General features: G+C 46.4%; 8 protein-coding genes. All 8 read right to left on the bottom strand.

What is annotated here, in order from left to right; translation table 11 throughout:
- Positions 1–6 precede the first annotated feature (6 nt).
- The gene (locus VB073_RS15890) at positions 7–723 is read right to left on the bottom strand and encodes a hypothetical protein (protein WP_323405170.1); all 717 of its coding nucleotides are present in this window, start codon (positions 721–723) and stop codon (positions 7–9) included.
- 4 nt (positions 724–727) lie between these two features.
- The gene (locus tag VB073_RS15885; RefSeq protein WP_323405169.1) at positions 728–5,422 is read right to left on the bottom strand and encodes an efflux RND transporter permease subunit; all 4,695 of its coding nucleotides are present in this window, start codon (positions 5,420–5,422) and stop codon (positions 728–730) included.
- A 31-nt stretch (positions 5,423–5,453) separates the two neighbouring features.
- Entirely contained in the window at positions 5,454–8,558 is a 3,105-nt protein-coding gene (locus VB073_RS15880; RefSeq protein WP_323405168.1) for an efflux RND transporter permease subunit, read from the bottom strand.
- A gap of 42 nt (positions 8,559–8,600) precedes the next feature.
- On the bottom strand, positions 8,601–9,653 hold the full coding sequence (locus VB073_RS15875; protein ID WP_323405167.1) for an efflux RND transporter periplasmic adaptor subunit: 1,053 nt from the start codon (positions 9,651–9,653) through the stop codon (positions 8,601–8,603).
- 134 nt (positions 9,654–9,787) lie between these two features.
- On the bottom strand, positions 9,788–11,236 hold the full coding sequence (locus VB073_RS15870; RefSeq protein ID WP_323405230.1) for a TolC family protein: 1,449 nt from the start codon (positions 11,234–11,236) through the stop codon (positions 9,788–9,790).
- 79 nt (positions 11,237–11,315) lie between these two features.
- Positions 11,316–15,266, bottom strand: coding sequence for a xanthan lyase (locus VB073_RS15865; protein ID WP_323405166.1), 3,951 nt, complete (start codon positions 15,264–15,266; stop codon positions 11,316–11,318).
- 19 nt (positions 15,267–15,285) lie between these two features.
- Positions 15,286–16,182 (bottom strand): ABC transporter ATP-binding protein, encoded by an 897-nt coding sequence (locus tag VB073_RS15860; RefSeq protein ID WP_323405165.1) that lies wholly within the window; start codon positions 16,180–16,182, stop codon positions 15,286–15,288.
- A gap of 96 nt (positions 16,183–16,278) precedes the next feature.
- Positions 16,279–18,462 (bottom strand): hypothetical protein, encoded by a 2,184-nt coding sequence (locus VB073_RS15855; RefSeq protein ID WP_323405164.1) that lies wholly within the window; start codon positions 18,460–18,462, stop codon positions 16,279–16,281.
- Positions 18,463–18,464 lie beyond the last annotated feature (2 nt).

Raw genomic sequence — 18,464 nt, 5'->3', positions numbered from 1 at the left:
GTCTGATCACACGAACTTCTCCCGTTTCTGCAGGTTGAGGAAGCCGATCATCAGCCAGACGATACTGCCGATGATCAGGAAAAGGCGGCTCTTGAGGAGGGTGTTCTGCCATATCATGGGGTGGATATCGCCGGGGATGGAAAACGGATTCAGGAAAACATTCCAGAAGGAGTTAGCCATCTGATTATTGGAACCTACAAAAATAAAAAAGACAAGTCCCAGAATAATCATGATCACTGCCGTGCCGTTACCGCTCCGGGTGATCGTGGAAAACATAAAAGCCAGATTACCGAAAAAGAGCATCGGAAAAATAAGCTGTGCTGCCATCTCGAAAATATTGATAGGATAAAGCAGGATACGGGCCACATAGGCAAAAAGTACCAGGATGAAATAATTGGCCACATAGATCATCAGCATACGGACACCCCATACCTTGTACCGGTAATTGGGAATACCGAAGATAATCTCCAGTATCCGGTTGTCTTCATCATTCTGGATACCGAAAACCACCGGATAGAAAATGAGCAACAAACAGGGGAACAATAACAAATTATAGATCGACCCTTCGTTGATTTCCGCCCGGTTCCATGCCTGCTGGAACATGAAAAAGGCAAAAAAGCCAAAAGCAGCCAAAAGAAACCAGAAGAATTTACCCGCAAATATAATTTTCAGGTTATACCGCACCATCCTGGTTGTCAAAACCATATATTTTTTTAAGCTCATAGCTTCAGATATTTTTCAACAGACATAAATAGGCATCTTCAAGATTGGCTTCTACCTGAACGGCTCCCGGATAAGGCTCTTCCTCCGAGATATAGCGTACCTGGATCTTGTCTCCTTCCTGAATATTATTCACCACCAACGATTTATCCAATTTTTCTTCAAACAGTTCCTTATCGATCAGGAACTGCCACACCTTACCCACAGCCATATCTACCATCTTTTCAGGAACGCCGAAGTATTTTAACTGTCCTTTATCCACCACCACTACCTGGTTACAGGAACTGGAGATATCTTCAATAATATGGGTGGAAAAGATAACGATGCGATTCTTACTCAGCTCTACCAACAGGTTGCGGAAGCGGATCCTTTCGCGCGGGTCGAGTCCCGCAGTAGGTTCATCCACCACAAGGATACGCGGCAGATGCAGCAATATCAATGCAATCCCTATCCGCTGCTTCATTCCTCCCGAGAAAGAGCCGATCTTATCATCCTTACGCTCGTACATATGTACCGCCTTCAGGACATACTCGATTCGTTCATTACGGACTTTCTCATCAGTCAACCCTTTCAGGATGGCCTCATAATCGAGGAACTCCGAGGAAGTCATATTTTCATACGTACCGAACTCCTGTGGGAGGAAGCCGATCAGACTCTGCAGCTCTTCCCGGTATACACGGGTATCCAGGCCGTTGATCCAGATGGTTCCGTAGCTTTGCTCCAGAATCCCAGTGATAATACGCATCAGCGTTGATTTTCCGGCTCCATTCGGACCAAGCAACCCGAACATACCCGTCTTTATGTCGAACGACACGCTGCGCAGCGCCTTGAACGGGCGGCGACGTTTTCCAATCAGCGGAATGCTCATCACCATCCGGAAGTAGGAACGTCTCAACCCGGCAAAGCGCCCTTTGATCCGTTCGATATTGATATTCTTTGCATAGAGATACTGGGAAGAGACATAGATGGCTATGCCCAATCCCCACAAAGCACCAATTATCAATACCATCGGGAGATTATCCAGTTTCTTGTAAAGTCCGAACAGGATCAACGGCGGTATACTCCAGAAGATGATCCGATTGATATATTTCACGGCCTTGCTTCCTGCAAAACGATAGAACAGGTATGTCCTTATCTTACGCCACAGGTAAAGCGTGGTGGCATAGACTGCGAAGGAGAGCAGGAAGCTCCATAATTTACTTTCGATATAAAAGTAGGTGAAATAGATGGCAAATCCCCAAAGGATAAATTGCCAACTGATATGAAGAAAATCTTTCAGCGAATAACATTCGTCAGTAAGTCCTAAACGCCGCCGTATTGCCAATCCGCTGTTCCATTCACGGGCAAAGCGTCCTGAACGGTCATAGATCTTCACCAGGCTGCGTACCACAATATGGATTTCCTTATCGGGATCCACCACATCCGCCCTGGCACGCCGCAAACTGGTCTGGGCAAAATAGGTAACCCCGGGAATCAGTGCTACCAGTGCCGTCAGGTATAATATCTGGTACAACATCCCGTCTGCATAAAGATAGATCAATGCCGCCCCTATCACGAAAAGTACGAGATGGATTATTTTTGTCTTTACCGGCAGCGTACGGTACCATTCCAGTGCATTTTCCAGTCCCATATTGACTGTAGGGATAATCACCAGCGTGAGCAAGGTTGAAAACGCAAGTCCGCCGATCACGGTGATGGCAAACGGAGCACCGATAGCTCCCGCATATTCGTTATCACCCATTGCCAATGGAAGCATGGCGATGATCGTCGTGATAGCCGTGATCAGGATCGGACGGATACGCGACAATCCGGCGGTCATCAATGCCCTCTCTCGACGAAAACCGCTCTTCCGTAAGATATTGGCGTAGTCGATCAGGATGATGCCATTGTTCACCACCACGCCCAACAGAATAAGGAATCCCATCAATGTATTGGCATTCATAAGACTATTCCCGGTGATAATCAATGCAAACAGCGAACCGATAGCGGCCAATGGGATGGAAAAGAGCATAACCAGAGGGGTGGTAACCGACTCAAACACAACTGCCAGTATCATGAATATCAATAAAAAAGCGGCGAGGATAAGAAATCTAAACTCCCCGAACTGGTCTTCTTCATGGATCACCTCGATGGCAACACCTGCCGGCAGGTTATAATTGGCAATCAACTCATCAATATTGGAGCGATAACCTTCAAGCAACGTTTTGGATTGCTCTACACTCCGCAGAAATCCGTAACGGACCTCAAGCTGTTTGTCCTGATTGACACGTGTAATGCGGGCACGCCCGAATCCCTTATTGACGGTAGCAATATCTTTCAGGTTGTGCAGCCCTCCGCTGGTATTGGTGATCTGTACCGCCTGAAGATCATCTATCGTTTTTTGTTTTTTCCGTTGCTCCTCCTCTTCTTCGGGAGTCTGATCCCGTATGATGATATCGTATGTATCCTCGCCCACCTTGAAAGTGGTTCCCGAGGAGAACTCGGTATTCAGTTCAGATAATCCGGTCAGTATATTGGCACGCGTAATACCATACGAAGTGAGTAATATCTGGTCGAAATCAAGCAGGATTTCCGGCTGACGACGCGCAAAAGTGACCCTCGAATTTTGGATATAATCCTGTTGATCGATCTGATATTGAATATCCTCCGCCACCAACTGCATCATCTCATAATCCGAACCTTTGACAACAATCCGTTCCTGGTTATCTCCGATCCCCAACATACTCATGAAACCGACCATACCACTCAATGCACCGCCACTGTTTTGCCCGCCTCCCGTAGCATCTGCCACAAAAATCTCAGTACCACCCACATTCGGTATTTTAGATTGCACATCTGCCTTGATATCGGAGATCTTGCGTTTCCCGATCTTTTGGAAGTCTTCCTGTAAAACGAGTGTCAACACTGCCTCTTCCTCATTCACGCGACTGATAAGGTCTTTCTTTTCGGGGATCTCCTCCAGCCGCTCTTCCAAAACAGCAACAATTTTGTCGGTGCTCTCCAATGTGCTTCCTGCCGGCATCGTCACATAAATATTAAAACGGTCGGAATCCACCTCCCTGTTTTGTCTTGTTGTGGTGGAAAGGGATAAAATCAGAGTGAGAAAAAGAAGGATAATAGAACCGAAGATGGTCACACCGGGATTCCGCATACAGGCCTTTAACAGTACAAGGTAGACCTGGATCGGGCGTTGTGACAACGATACTTTTTCATAGAAAACACTTTTGCCCTTTTTACTGCGTAATACAAAATAGGCTGTCATCGGTATGAACAGCAACGCCACAGCCAAGGAGACCAGGAGGGTGGAGATGATCGACACACCGATATGTGATCCCATCAGCTTGAGCATGAAGTTATCCGAGAAAACAAAAGGCAGAAATACAATCACCGTGGTGAAGGTGGCCGCCACAATGGAACGCCACACTTCTTTTGTCCCCTGCTTGACCGACTGGTCGGCAGGCATGCCCGTGCCCGACAGCCGGTATACATTCTCCAGTACGACAATACTGTTATCGAGCAACATACCCACAGCCAAGGCCATACCTACCAGGGTAAGGCTGTTGACTGAAATCCCCGCATAATAAAAGAAGTTGAATGCAGTAAAGATAGAGATCGGCATGGAAAGGACAATAAAGAATACCAGCCGCACATTCTTCAGGAAAAACCAAAGCACAATTACGGCCAATAGCCCACCCATCAAAGCGAGATTAATGATCTGGTTGATATTATCCTCCATCGTTTCGGCCGTATTGGAGTCGACAACGATCTCCACGTCCAATGGGGCCAGATGCTCATTGAGTTGATTGATAGCCTCCAGGGTACGATGCGACAGGTCGATAAGATTTGTTTGCGCATCATTGACCAGTGAAACAGAGATCGACTCCTTCCCGTTAACACGGCTGAAAGAGGTCTCTTCTTTCAAGTCGAAGAATATGGTGGCCACATCTTTCAACAGGATGGGGCCGGGGGCAACCACCAGGTTTTCCAGGTCCGATACCTTGGTATACGATGAGTTTACATGCACAAAATATTGACTGTCGGTTTCCTTGACGGTACCGACAAATATTTTTTCACGGGCGTTACTATTCAACAGGTTGCTTATACGGGAAGGAGTGATATTCAATGCTTTCGCAGCATCTTTATTCAACTGTACCTCGATAGCCCGTTCACGTCCGCCATACACCTGCACGGCAGCAATCCCGTCGATATTCTCCAGTTCCGATACCACCTCCTCATCCACGATACTCCGCACCCGGTCGACCCCTCCGAAGCCACGTACCTGCAGCGACATGAAAGTGTTGCTCATCATCGACACATCCATTTTCTGCACACGCACGTTAAATCCGGTAGGAAGTGAAGTCGCCACCTCTTTCATTTTCTCTTCTAGCCGCAACGATGTGGTCTTAAAGTTCACATTGCTTTTAAAATCGATACGGATAGACGACTGGCGGCTACTGACCTCCGATTGTATCTTGTCGACCCCTCCCACGGAACTGATAGCCCCCTCAAGCGGAATGATCACTTCCGATTCCACATAGGCAGGATCCATATCCTGTTGCGAATTGACGGATACGTACAGCATCGGCAGCTCTGCATTAGGAAGCAATTCTACCGGTAATTGTTTATACGACACATACCCCAACAGGGTAAATGCAATAAACAACATACTGATTGTTACTCTTCTATTTAAAAGAAAGTTCATCCTTTTCTTGTCAATCTAATTCAATCTATCTTCAATCTTCCTTCAACCGCCGTCCGGTTAAATTCCGCTTCATCTGTTCAAAAACATAAAACACGCACGGGATCACCACCAGGCTCATCAACGTGGAAGTAACCAGCCCGCCTATCACGGCTACCGCCATCGATGAGCGCATCGATGCACCTTCCCCGAAACCAAACGTCATGGGCAGCAATACCAGGATCGTGGTAAGAGTTGTCATGATGATCGGCCGTATACGCTGCTGTCCTGCTACTACGATTGCCTCGGTAAGATCCATCGAGTTCTTCAATTGATTGATGCGTCCCACCAGCAGGATAGAGTTGTTGATAGCGATCCCCGCCAGCATGATGATACCCATCACTCCCATGATATTAAGGGGCGTACCCGTTATCAGGAAGATCATGACGGCGCCAATCAGGCCAAACGGTATGGTCAGCAATATCACAAAGGGATAAAGTAGTGATTCGTACTGGGAAGAGAGCACCATATACACGAGAATGACAGAAAGTAATAAGGCAAACAGAAGGCCTTCCATCGACTCTTTCCGCTTTTCCTCTTCTCCGGTCACTGTGATAGAATAGTTGGTGGGGAGCTCTATATCCCGGACAGCTGCACGGATCTCCTGGGCTACCTTGTCGAGTGATTTACCTGCATCCATATCGGCGACAATCTTGTTGATGCGGCTCTGGTTGCGGCGGAATATCTCTTTGGGCGCATTCGAACCGGTGATGGTAGCTATCTCGCTCAACCGGAATTCCTGGCTCCCGCTTCGTATCACCAGATTTTCCAGATCTTTCCTGGTAATATCCGGCACCTTGATGACTATATCACGCATCTCACCCCTGTAATCCATCTTTCCGACGTCACGTCCCTGTAGTTGCTGTCCTATTTGCTGGATGACCGTGGCCACCGTGATATTATTGATCCCCGCAATGGTACGGTTGAGCGACACGTTGAGTTCGGGTGCTCCGTCCGCCATTGACGATTTGGTATTATAAATGCCGTTTACAGATACCATTTGCGACAGCACCTCATCCGTCAGGAAAGCAATCTCTTCGAGATCGTCCCCTTTCACTTCTACTACAATGGGGGCTTCCTCGCTTCCCAAAAATTCACCCAATGAATTGTTATCCTGCTTGAACGAAAGTTCCAGCCCCTCTATGTCGCTTGTCTCATCGAGAAAACGGGCGATCACCTCTTCGGGTGACAACCGGCTTTCTTTGGATAAGATAACTTTCATCATGGCGGTATGCTCGCCTTCGAAGATCTCGTTGGCCGAAGATCCTTTGCCAATATGGCTATATATCGTGGCCAGACTGTCTTCGCTGACGTTATGGAGCAGGTATTCCAGATTATTCACCACGGCATCGGTCCGTTCCAACCGGGTGCCTTCGGGCAATTTAACGGATATAGTAAAATCTTTCCCTTCCGAACGCGGCAGAAACTCGGTGCCGATAAAGGGAAGGAAAAAGAGGGAAACAGCCAGGATAGCCACCGAAATACCGATCACCCACCACCGTTGCTTGAGCAAACGACGAAGCTGATTACTATATCCTTTGAATTGCACAGCCTTTGTCTCGATTTTCACATTCTTTCGCCCGGACAACCGGTCGTATAACATGGGGATTACCAGCAAGGCGACAAATAGCGAAGACAGCAGTGAAAAGGTCACAGTCCATGCCTGATCCTTGAAAAGCTCTCCCGAAGCGCCATGCAAATAGACGATCGGGATAAACACCACGATGGTGGTTAATGTGGAGGCAATCACCGCACCCGATATCTCGGTAGTTCCGTTGATAATCGATTTTTCCCGGTCCAGTCCTTGTTCACGGTTGCGGAAGATACTCTCAATCACCACGATGGCATTGTCGATAAGCATCCCCGCGCCCAACGCAAGGCCGCTCAGGGTCATCACATTAAGCGTCAACCCATTGAAATACATCATGTTAAACGTGGCAATGATCGATATCGGTATCGACACGCTGACAATAAGGGTTGTACCTATACGGCGAAGGAAGAAAAACAGGACCAGCACAGCCAATAACATACCAAAGAGGGCGCTATCCATCACCTCACCGATCGACTGCTTGATAAAAGTTCCCTGATTGCTGATCACCTGGAACTTGTATCCCGGCAGCGCATGCTCTATCACCTTCAACTGATTGTTGATCAGATCTACAGCCTTGACAGTATTAAACCGGGTCTCCTTGTAGACGGAAAGGCCGATACAACGCTCACCGTTGATACGCACAATATTGTCGGGATGAGCGTTTTTAAACTTCACCGTGGCCAATTCACGTAGAAATAGGGGTGCTCTTTCCATACTGCCGTTCGCACCTTGTGTTGCAGTTCCACCTGAGGTTGCCTCGGTAGCCTTATAACCGACGATCAGATTCTCGAAGTCCGATTCGGATGCAAACAGCGACGAACTCTTAACCAGGTATTGAAGCCCCAGTTCGCTCACCCGTCCTCCGGAGATACTCTGGTTATTGGTCTCAATTCTCGAAGCAATCTCTTCCATGGTGAGGCCGAAAGCACTCAATTTATAAGGATCGGTCTCCACGGTTAACACAGGAATCTCTTCACCCGACAAAGCCACTTCGGCGACTCCCTCAAGACGTATGAGTTCGTTACGCACATAACTATTCGCCATCTTGCGCAACTCCGTCATATCATCTATCGAATGGTGGGACATGGCGATTAGCATTACCGGCGCTGTATTCGGATCGTGCTGGGTGATATTGATCGATTCTATATCCTGATTCTGCGAAAACGGGGTCATCGCCTTCTGAAGATCGAGGAAGGCTTCATCCATATCCTTATTCTGTACATACTCGACCGTTATGCGGGCAGATCCTGCCCTGACAATAGATGATACCTGCGTCACATCGCTTTGACGGATAGCCATCGACTCCATGTTTTCGACAAACATCTTCTCGATCTCCTCCGGTGGACGTTCTCCCGCCTCAAACTCTATAAAAAGACGCGGCGAATTCATATCAGGCAATAAATCCACACTCAGCCGGTCGTACGAGATCTTACCCAACAGCAGGATGGCAAATACGATCATACTGATGGTAACGGGATTTCTTAATGCAAATCTGACTATATTCCTCATTTACTGTATCATGTTAAAAGTATAATTACCCTTCTGTCCAGGCTACTTCAATACTTTCACGCGGCTGTTCTCACGCAAAGTCTCGTATCCCCTGATGATCAGATTGTCATTTACATTCAATCCCTGGGTTACCTCTACGTTATCTTCATCTTCAAGACCTGTCTGAATATCTCTCACGATTGCGGTATTTTTTTCCACGACATAGACATATTTCCTGTTTCTCCGTGAAAGGATAACATCTTTCGGGATGATAATCGCACTGTCTGCCCTATCCACCACGATATCGGCCTTCACAAACATACCGGGACGCAGCTTCAATCCGTTGTTATCAATCAACACCTTTCCTTTGAAGGTACGTGTTTCAGTGCTGATAGCCGGTGACAATTCACTGATTTCACCACGAAGCGTGTCATTGGGCAAAGTGTAATGTGTCACATATACCGGCTGGTTTGATTTCACATACCCGATGGCGCTTTCCGGCAGGTTGATATCCATATACATACGTGAATAGGCCATCAGCCCTACCATCAGGCTTCCCTGGTTCACACGCCCCTGCTGGGTATAATGCGGCAAGGTGACGATCACTCCGTCGAATGGTGCCCTCACGCTCATTTTCTCCAGGTTGATGGTGGCGTTTTCAAGGTCAAGGCGGGCATTGGTCACCCTCACCTCAGTATTGCGCATTTCGCTCAGTGTAACACCTCCTTTTTCATACAGTGCCTTCTGTTTGCTCTGTTCCTGTTCGGTAATTTCAAGGCTGAGTTTTTTCGATTCCAGTGCAATCCCGTTTTCATACTCCTTGTTTTCGAGCCGTATGATCAGTTGACCTTTTTTAACTGCATCTCCCAGTTTATAAGGCCTGCCGGTGGAAGGATTCGTCTGAAGCGCGTAAAATCCGCTCGTCTCGGAATTGAGTTCTACGCTGTAAGTCGCCAGCGCCGTTCCTGTCGTATTAATCAACTTGCTGATCGAACCTTTCTTAAGTTCCTGCACAGATACAGGTGTTTCAATATCGCTTTGGGTGCCTTGGGGTTGATTTCCGCAAGCCGTAAGTAAAGCAACAATTACCGTAGATAATAAGATCCTGTACTTCATCCGATTATTTGTTTTTATATTAAATGATTTCTTATTTTATTTTCAATTATTTAGACTATTTCTCGCTATGGCATAGTTCAAGCAAGCTTGGCCCTGCTCATTTAGCTTATCGAAATAGTTCAAGTCAGTAAAATTCAATTGGTAGCTTCTGCCAATTCCCTGATCGGCACAATATGTTCATCCTTTTCAAAATCATACAATGATAAAATTTTCAGGTTGAGCAGTTCGATCTTGTAGTTGATAAGCGCCTGTGCATGGGCCATCTTCCTGTTGGAGAGCTGGGTTTGAAACTGATTGATTTCCATACCTGTAAGATCACCTTCACGATACCTTGTCAGGTTGATATCGTATGTAAGCTGTGCATTGCGCACACTCTTTTCTGCGATATCAATCTGTGTACGAAGATTTTCAAGTCTCCTCCACACCTGTCTCACATCCAGTTCGATATCGATCCTCAGATTTTCCTGCTCCAGTTTGGCAATGGTCTGCGCTATCTTTTGCGCCTTTACCCGCGCTCTCTTTTCACCCCAGTCAAAGATAGGAACGGTGAAACTGATGGCTACACGCGGATTTTGGGTAGGATTCTCATAGATATTGTTCAGCTTTTCATCGTCGCCGATGATACCTACCGATAAGGAAATATTTCCCTTAAACTCGTTGAGACTCTTGGTCTGAATCATCTGAAGTTCTCCCAGTTCAATATCGATCTCACGTTGACGGATTTCCATCCTTGAACTCAAACCGCTCTGCACAGCCCTGTTCAAATCTACGGCTATGGGGCTCACCTCTATCTCTGCCATCACTTCTATATCTTCATTCAACGACATTCCTAAACTTTGTTTCAGCTGATCCTTCGCATTTTCAAGAGATACACGTCGTTCTTCAACAGCAGATTGCGCATTTGCCAAATTCAATTCCGCCTGAAAAAGCTCTTCCTTCGCCGCCAGGTCGGCCTCCACTTTATTTTTGATGATTTCAAAGCTTTGTTGCGTATTTTCAAGTTCTTCCTTACTGATTGCAAGGTTGTTTTGGGCCATATATACGGCATAGAACTGATTGGTAATGCTTCGTTCGGTATTTAAGCGTTGCAAGGCATATCGTATTCCCGCGTTTTCATAGTCAAACTCAATCTGTTTCAACTCCATTTTCCGACGATTATAGGTAAAAATCGGTTGTGTCAACCGCAAATAAAGATCGTTGCTAAATGCCCTGTTACTGTTATCTATACCTTCCACCGTCGATTTATTATCCTGCCAGCCGAAGGTATTGATAAGCGACACTTCACCATCGGTCAGTAAAATGGGTTGTGATATCATAAACGTCCCGCTCGTATTAAGAGTTTCATTGGTATACCATTGAGAAAGTCTGTTATCAAACCTTCTCGACCTGCCATAACTCAGCGGATTAAGATCCAATGAGAATTTGGACTTGAGTGATGCCCGCTGTGCGACAAGATTCTGTTGATACCTTTCAAGGCTCAGCTTCGATGCTTTCAAATCGGGATTATTCTCTTCTGCAATATCCAATGCCTGTTCAATGGTTAACGGCGCCTGGGCATGGGTGACCGAAAGCAATGACACCATTGCAAAAAATATCAGCAAGCAGGAAAGTTTTATCCTCAACCATTTATCCTTCATAACTATTTAATTTACTAACAATTATTTATCTTCTGACAATCTTAACGGCATCGGCCGTGACGGTACGTATCTTGCAATCATTACTCAACACAACTTGTACCGTATCATTACTAAAAAAGTAAGTTCCCAATATGCTCCACCCCTCTTCCGAGCGCTGCAAATTGATGTATGCATTCTCTTCGTCATCGTCATACCTCACTTTAAAGTGATATTCAGCATCTCCACCGGAACCTCCCCGGCCACGGCCACCTCTGCCACCCCTACGAAGTTCTTCCGGCTTGTAGAAATAATAATAGAGGTCGTACTGTCCTGCTTCAGGAACGGGGATCTTCCATGTTGCGGTCTGGCTTCCACTTCCGCTTTTGATCACATAAGCGGAACGGACATGCGTGCCATAATATTTATCATTGGTAGTCAATGTCCACTGCAACGGCGGACGCCACCCCGATACACCCGAATAGCGGAATGAGTTGTCATCCACTCGATCAAGCCATTGCGGTAAGAGTCCCACGACATCAGGTGCCGACAGCACGAACAGAATCGAGTCTTCGTTATCGACAATCACCTCTCCTGGTATGCTGTAAGATGCGTTTCCCACAATGAAATCGCCTTCTTCATCTATGGGTTTGTTCCTTTCACGAATGATATTGTTGACGGGAAGATTGATCAGATTGGGCAAATTCGCCGAAATCAACGTATTGACATGAATATTGCGAGGCGCTTCGTCCCATACCGATATCAAGTTTTTCGTTTCATGTGCCTTGAGTGGCACCTTCCTTTTTGCACGCGGATCATATATTGCACCGCCTTGTCCTCCCGTATTTATTTCCACATTGATTACTCCATCGTGATCGGAATCATTTGTAACCTGTAGTTTCACAACAAATACCTCTTTATCACGATTCGTAATCTGGGTGACTTCCGGCGTTCCAAATATATAGACGGGAAGAGGTGTAGGATAGTTCCATGCTTGAAGAGGTGTACGCAAGTCTACCTCGGCAATCATTCCCATGGTATCTAATAGATTTTCAAATCTAAGGTTGGTAAATATATTGCGCTGCAAAACAGCACGTAACGAATCCCTGTATTCTTTATATCCCACATTTTGCTCTGCATAAGCAAACAAATAATTGGCTTTCAGAGAAGTGACGTTATCCAATAAATCCCGGTGTTCCGCATCGGCAAGTAGTTCCTTGAAGGGTGACTGCTCCATCAGTAAGTTTGCTTTTTCACTATTACTGATCCCGTTCATTTGCCTGATCCAGTTGTTATTATCCGATTTATCCTGAAGGTAAAGTTCAACCAAGCGATTGGCAATAGGCCACTCGGATGAAAAAATATTGTATCTGAAATTATATAATTGCGGAAAGACAAAATAAGGATTGGGCTTCACGGAAACATTGACCGATCCCCGATCCTGTGACCAATCAAAATTGCTTTCGGTTCTCTCGAACAACCTCATAAAACGGTTCAAAACACGTATAGCCGCCTCTTCATCACTGATTTCCTGACCATTCCGTTTTGCCCAATTTTTCTCGTTCTGGACATTTCTTACCACATCCGCATCGTTGATCAGACTTCCTTTTTCAGGGATCAACACCATTTCAGGTTGCATCACCTCTTGTGCCTGCGTCCATGTGCGCATATAACTGTAAAATTGCACAGGCACTTCCACGAGTGAAAAACGACTGAACGAATAATCAAGCGAATAAGCTCTTTCTATCGAACGTCTTCGCTCCCTGATCTGTGCAGGTATCGTGTCGACGATCGAATTGAAGGCGGAAGAAAAATAGTCATGCTCTTTCAGGTGCCAGATACTGAAAAGAGTTTCATTCACATCGATACTTTTCTGTTCATAATCACCGATGATAAGTGAAATGGATGGGGTCAGGAAATCAGTCTCATAAATGAACAGGCTATCATATGTGACCTCGGTAACTATTTTCGTCCTTTTCTTCGGCAATTCACTCTTTTGATCCGAAACCGAATCCGATAGGGTAGCGATAAAAGGATTCTCCCCACGAGGGCTTCTTGCTCCGGCACTTCTATCTGTAATCCCTTCCTGGCTCCTGTTATTTCCTACATTTCCTCCTCTCTCTACTCTTCTTTCGCTATTTTCGCCTCTATTTTCTCTCCCTTGGCGATTCTCACTTCTTTCCGGTCTTCCTTCACGACTCCGTCCTCCTTCAGCACCCCATTCACGATTTCCTCCTCGCTCAGCTCTTGCTTCACGATTCCCTCCCCGTTCAGCGCCCGCTTCACGATTCTCTTCTCCACCGGACCTACCATCTCTATTGCCTCGCTGTCTGCGAAGCGAATCGCGTGAAAAGACCCGGGTTGTATCTCTATCACGGCTAAAGGGTCGGATTGAGTCTCTATCGCGACCTGAGAATCGGGTTGTATCCCTATCCCGGCCGGGGCCTCTGGTTGAATCTCTTCGGGAGAACCTATCCCTGTCAGGATGGTCATCTTCTTCAGGAGCGGCTAATTCACTATTCTCTTCCTCCGGTTCATCAACCTCTACCTCGGTTCTTTTCACGATCGGCCATTTCATGGTTCCCTGCGACAGCGCTTTCAAGTTGTTGATCGTCGTCACCTTCAGGCGGAAATGGCTGAAATAAGCCTGTTGCCAATCCGGGTTTTCACTGCTGTACGACGTACCGGGGCGTGGATACCAGTAGGTTTCGGGGGTGAAAAGCAGGTAGTTCTTATCCTGGAAACTATATTTCTTGTCGATCTTGAACATCTGACTGGCATACTCCTCCTCCAATATCTCGGAAGGAATATCCAGATAACAAAAGCCATCATCGATTACCCCATCATATTTCACCTTGACACGAACCGAATCTCCCGAGGCTATCTCACGTCCGAAATTAATCAACAGGATTTGATGATCGCGTGTAAATGACAATGATTGATCATTTTCGGTTACTTCGCTCACTCTCAATCCGGGGTTCAGGCAAAATGTAAATACAGTCGCTTTTTCCAAAGCTACCGCACGCATCTCCACTTCCGAAGAGATGGTCTGGGGATGCTGATTCAGGCTGATATCATAATGGTCGATCACCATCTTAGGCTTGCTCACATATTGATTGTTCACTTCGGTATATAACTGACGCATTTTGGCCGCTTTCATAATGGAGTCCACATGATTGTATGCCGACCATATCCCGGCAACCACGAAGAGCAGTGACAAGAAAAGCCAGCGATAACTGCCATATTTTGTATTAGGAAGGCGCCTGAACAGAAAGATGGCAAGGCAAATAAATCCCAATCCGAGTAAAAGGTAGATCATACGGTGGTTAATCAACGTACCCCAATTGGAAAAACCCACAATCGTCGATTTCACCAGCGGCAGATTATACACCATGTAATCGAAGAGGTAGTAGAACTTATCACCAATATAAAACAGCGTAAGGGCGATATATCCCAATAAAACCACAAAAGTAATGGCCTGGCTTTTAAGCACAAGCATAAGTCCGACCGATAAGCCGAAGATATAGATCAAGGTGGGGATACAAATCAGCAGAAAATAGACCCCATAAGCCATCCAGTCGATGGATACGCCGGAGACAATATTGAAAATAACAATCAACAGGATGACAAAAAGGTCGAGACGGATAAAAACCGCCATATTCCCCCAAATCTTACCGATCACATATTCCGCATTGCTAAGAGGATGTACATAAAAGACCTCCGAAGTATCGAGTTTTTTATCCGATTTCAGAAACTCGGAGGAGAGGAATACGGCGATGATAGCCTGTCCGGTATTTAAAAACATCAGGTTAACATAGGGGACATTGGCGGGCAACGCCTTCATGATCCAGAAGCCGCCTCCTTCAGCGACCAACGCCCCAAAATTGAATATGCACAAAAATAGAATCGCCAGTATAAGAAAAATACGGTAAAACCAGCTTCGCATCAGGAGCTTACTCTCATATTTGGCAACAGACTGTATATTATGCAATTTAGACATGCTCTCTATCTTAATCTACTTATTCACTATCAAACCACCGATTCAACTTTTTCTCCATATAATAGACATACGCGTGTTCGAGATTGGGCGGATAAGGCTCCGCGTCGTATCCCTCTATTTCGTCGGCAACGACCTGAACCTCCCATCCCGTCCCCGATGGTATTGTAGTGATAACCGGATATTTCTTATCGATCAGCGGCAACTCGTCGCCACTGATTTGCATACGCCATACTTTCCCTTCCGCTGTCTTCCGCATCTCTTCGGGCGAACCGAAAAAGGCTATTTCACCTTTATTCATCAAAGCCATACTGTTACAGGTACTCGATATATCACCCACGATATGGGTCGATAGAATGATGGTTACATCCTGCTCGCTGATTTTTGAAAGCAGGTTACGAAAACGGATACGCTCTTCCGGATCGAGCCCCGTGGTGGGTTCATCCACGATAATCAATTTCGGATTATGGATCAGTGCCTGGGCAATACCCAGGCGACGCTTCATTCCACCCGACAGTTTACCGGCATACCGTTCCCTCACATCAAACAATCCGACACTTTCCAACATCTCATCCACCGCCTGACGACGCTGCTTTTTGTTGTTCATACCGGATAATCGGGCAGCATAGTCTAAAAATTCATAGGTTTTATATTTGGCAAAAAAACGGAAGTCCTGCGGTAAATAACCAAGGATACCACGCACCTCCTTACGCTCTCTCAACAGGTTATATCCAAATACATCGACTTCACCTGACGACGGCTCCATAAGAGCCACAAGGATTCGCATCAGGGTGGATTTCCCGGCACCATTGGGTCCCAGCAGGCCAAACATACCTGTTGGAATCTCCATATTGATATCTTTTAATGCATGGTTCCCATTCGGGTAAACCTTATTCAGCGACCGTATTGATATGCTCATCGTTTATTCATCCAAAATACACAATGATGTATTTCTTTACCAAGAAATGACTGATTTATCTTAAATCGCTACAAATATAGTTCATTTATTTTTATTCTACCATTCTAATTGCACATTGATTCCGTCAGGGTCATTTTCAAATTTCAGAAAAACGGTGCCGCTTTTCTTATCCATGGAAAAGTGGTGGTCTACCGGTTCTCCGTCTTTGTTCGTCACCTTACAGGCAGATGCTTCACCCGGCAAAAGAATACGCATCACGTTGGTAGTTTGAATCGGGCTTTTCGCAGTGAAAGTGTAGCGATTTCCATCTCTTTTCTCATCGCTGACACGTGCAGCCGTTGCAAGTACACCGGGTTGCTTCCGGTTGTCAATCTTATCAATATCATATAACAGTGCTTGTTGTCCCGGATGTAACACTTTCTTCTGCAGTACCGGTATCTCGGGATCGAAAAGATCAATAAAGCATCCTTCTGCTACAAAAGGCGATTGGCTCACCGACTCGTCCAAAACGGAAACCATCAGGTAGGGGCCCCTTCTCAGGCTGAAATAATTCTTCCACTGCAGAGTTTTTTTGGTAGCCTTGCTATAGAGTTTCTTCAGGAGCTCCATAAAATGGGTATCTCCGTTTTCAGTCAACACAAACTCTTTCGGATCATTCCGCACAATATGCAACTGGCCTTTTCCTACACTATATTGCCCGGCTGCATAAGGTTTCGGTACGCCTAACAATTCAAAAAGATGGGCAGATGCAGTAGGATAATCTTTCCCGTTGCTGTTCCACCATTCCGTCACCTGCTGGAAGGGATCGCTATCCCTCCCGCAATAGAGCAGGATTCCTCCTTTCTTCACCCATTCGGCAAGGAATTGGTGTTCCCGTTCTTCCATCGGCTTCATCCCGGAGTAGGAACCGATCAATACCTTTATATTTTTCAGTGTTTCAGGATAGGAGAGGTTCTCCATATGTACTGTCTGAACCGGCACTCCTCTCTTTAACAAGGGGAGGGCCTGACCGTAAAAGTTGGCCAGTTGCGGATCCTCATAGCCGTCATGTTCCGGGAAACGCTGGAACATCAGTGAATTCGACATAAGCACTCCGATACCGGGTGATCCGTCCACCCGATTCTCACTTTTCGGCATATGGTTCAATGTATTGACCATCACCTGCATCTGTGTAGAGTAATGCCGTGGGATCCGTTCTTTCTTGTCGCTGTCGTGGCTGGTACGGTAGAGCCCCTCATAGATCCGTTCCGGCCATGGCATCACCTCATACTTGTCGATACCGGGGTAGAGCAGTTGGGCAGTAAAGGTGGCCTCGTAATTTTTCTTATAATCCCCCCAGTCGCGTGGCCAGTCCTCGATAGGATCTGTCAGGAAAAACATCTCTCTTCCCGTGGGTGCCGTCATCGACTCCATGGAACCATATTCAAGGAAAGCGGTTTCAAAGACCCGTTCTTTCATCTTACCATTGAAGTAGTTCGGCTCGCGGGAAGTGCCTGTCCATACCTGAGCGATATAACCATCGACAGAAGGAAGCGAAGCCAGGCTCGCTTCCGGGCTGACAATCTTCCATTGGGCATAATTGACCAAAGAATGGGTAGGAACATAACATTTCACATCCATTCCCTTGCTTTTCCCATACTCCTTGGCAAACGAAAAGACCTCGTCAAGGGCATTATAATAGAGATGATATTTCAGTTTATTGGCAAGATAGGTATTTTCAGGCGACAGGTGCTGCGGCCTCCAGTCGAAACCGTAATACTTTTTCCATTCTTTTCTGAATGCTTCACTGTATCCCGCTCTCGCCCAGAATTCGGGTTCTTCCATGAAAATCACATCAATACCGGCATCGATCACCCTCTTCACGTGCATCTCCTTGAGATAAGTCAGGAAATTCTCGGAAGGAACAATGTAGGGTACCATATGACCATGCCAGATGGTATCGCCGTTCTGTTGTACCTGTCCTTCGTCGAGATGCATCTTCCCGTCCCATTGGCCGGTAAAGTAGTCCTGATATTCACCCCACGCGATACCGGTCATAAAATGGGTAATATAACCTCTATCTCTCCAGGATTGTACCCGTTCTTCGAAAGGGATCCTCCTTGATTTGTCGGAAGGGTTACCACCAACTCCGTAGACCATCACTGCATCCGATCTCACATCGATCGTGGGCCTCCACTCCCTGGATGTCTGTAGGGTGGTTTTTACCGGCTTCTCCTGTTGGGCGTGCAGCGGCAGTAAAAAGCATAGTCCTGCCGATAGGGCAATGATTGATCTTTTCATAG

This window comes from Proteiniphilum sp., assembly GCF_034927365.1.
GTDB lineage: Bacteria > Bacteroidota > Bacteroidia > Bacteroidales > Dysgonomonadaceae > Proteiniphilum.
The sequence above is the reverse complement of the archived record's forward strand: the minus strand, read 5'-3'. Positions and strand labels throughout refer to the sequence as shown.

Coding starts and splice junctions, on each gene's coding strand:
- VB073_RS15890 (WP_323405170.1), bottom strand. CDS start 723: ATGAGCTTAAAAAAATATATGGTTTTGACAACCAGGATGGTGCGGTAT.
- VB073_RS15885 (WP_323405169.1), bottom strand. CDS start 5,422: ATGAACTTTCTTTTAAATAGAAGAGTAACAATCAGTATGTTGTTTATT.
- VB073_RS15880 (WP_323405168.1), bottom strand. CDS start 8,558: ATGAGGAATATAGTCAGATTTGCATTAAGAAATCCCGTTACCATCAGT.
- VB073_RS15875 (WP_323405167.1), bottom strand. CDS start 9,653: ATGAAGTACAGGATCTTATTATCTACGGTAATTGTTGCTTTACTTACG.
- VB073_RS15870 (WP_323405230.1), bottom strand. CDS start 11,236: ATGGTGTCATTGCTTTCGGTCACCCATGCCCAGGCGCCGTTAACCATT.
- VB073_RS15865 (WP_323405166.1), bottom strand. CDS start 15,266: ATGTCTAAATTGCATAATATACAGTCTGTTGCCAAATATGAGAGTAAG.
- VB073_RS15860 (WP_323405165.1), bottom strand. CDS start 16,182: ATGAGCATATCAATACGGTCGCTGAATAAGGTTTACCCGAATGGGAAC.
- VB073_RS15855 (WP_323405164.1), bottom strand. CDS start 18,462: ATGAAAAGATCAATCATTGCCCTATCGGCAGGACTATGCTTTTTACTG.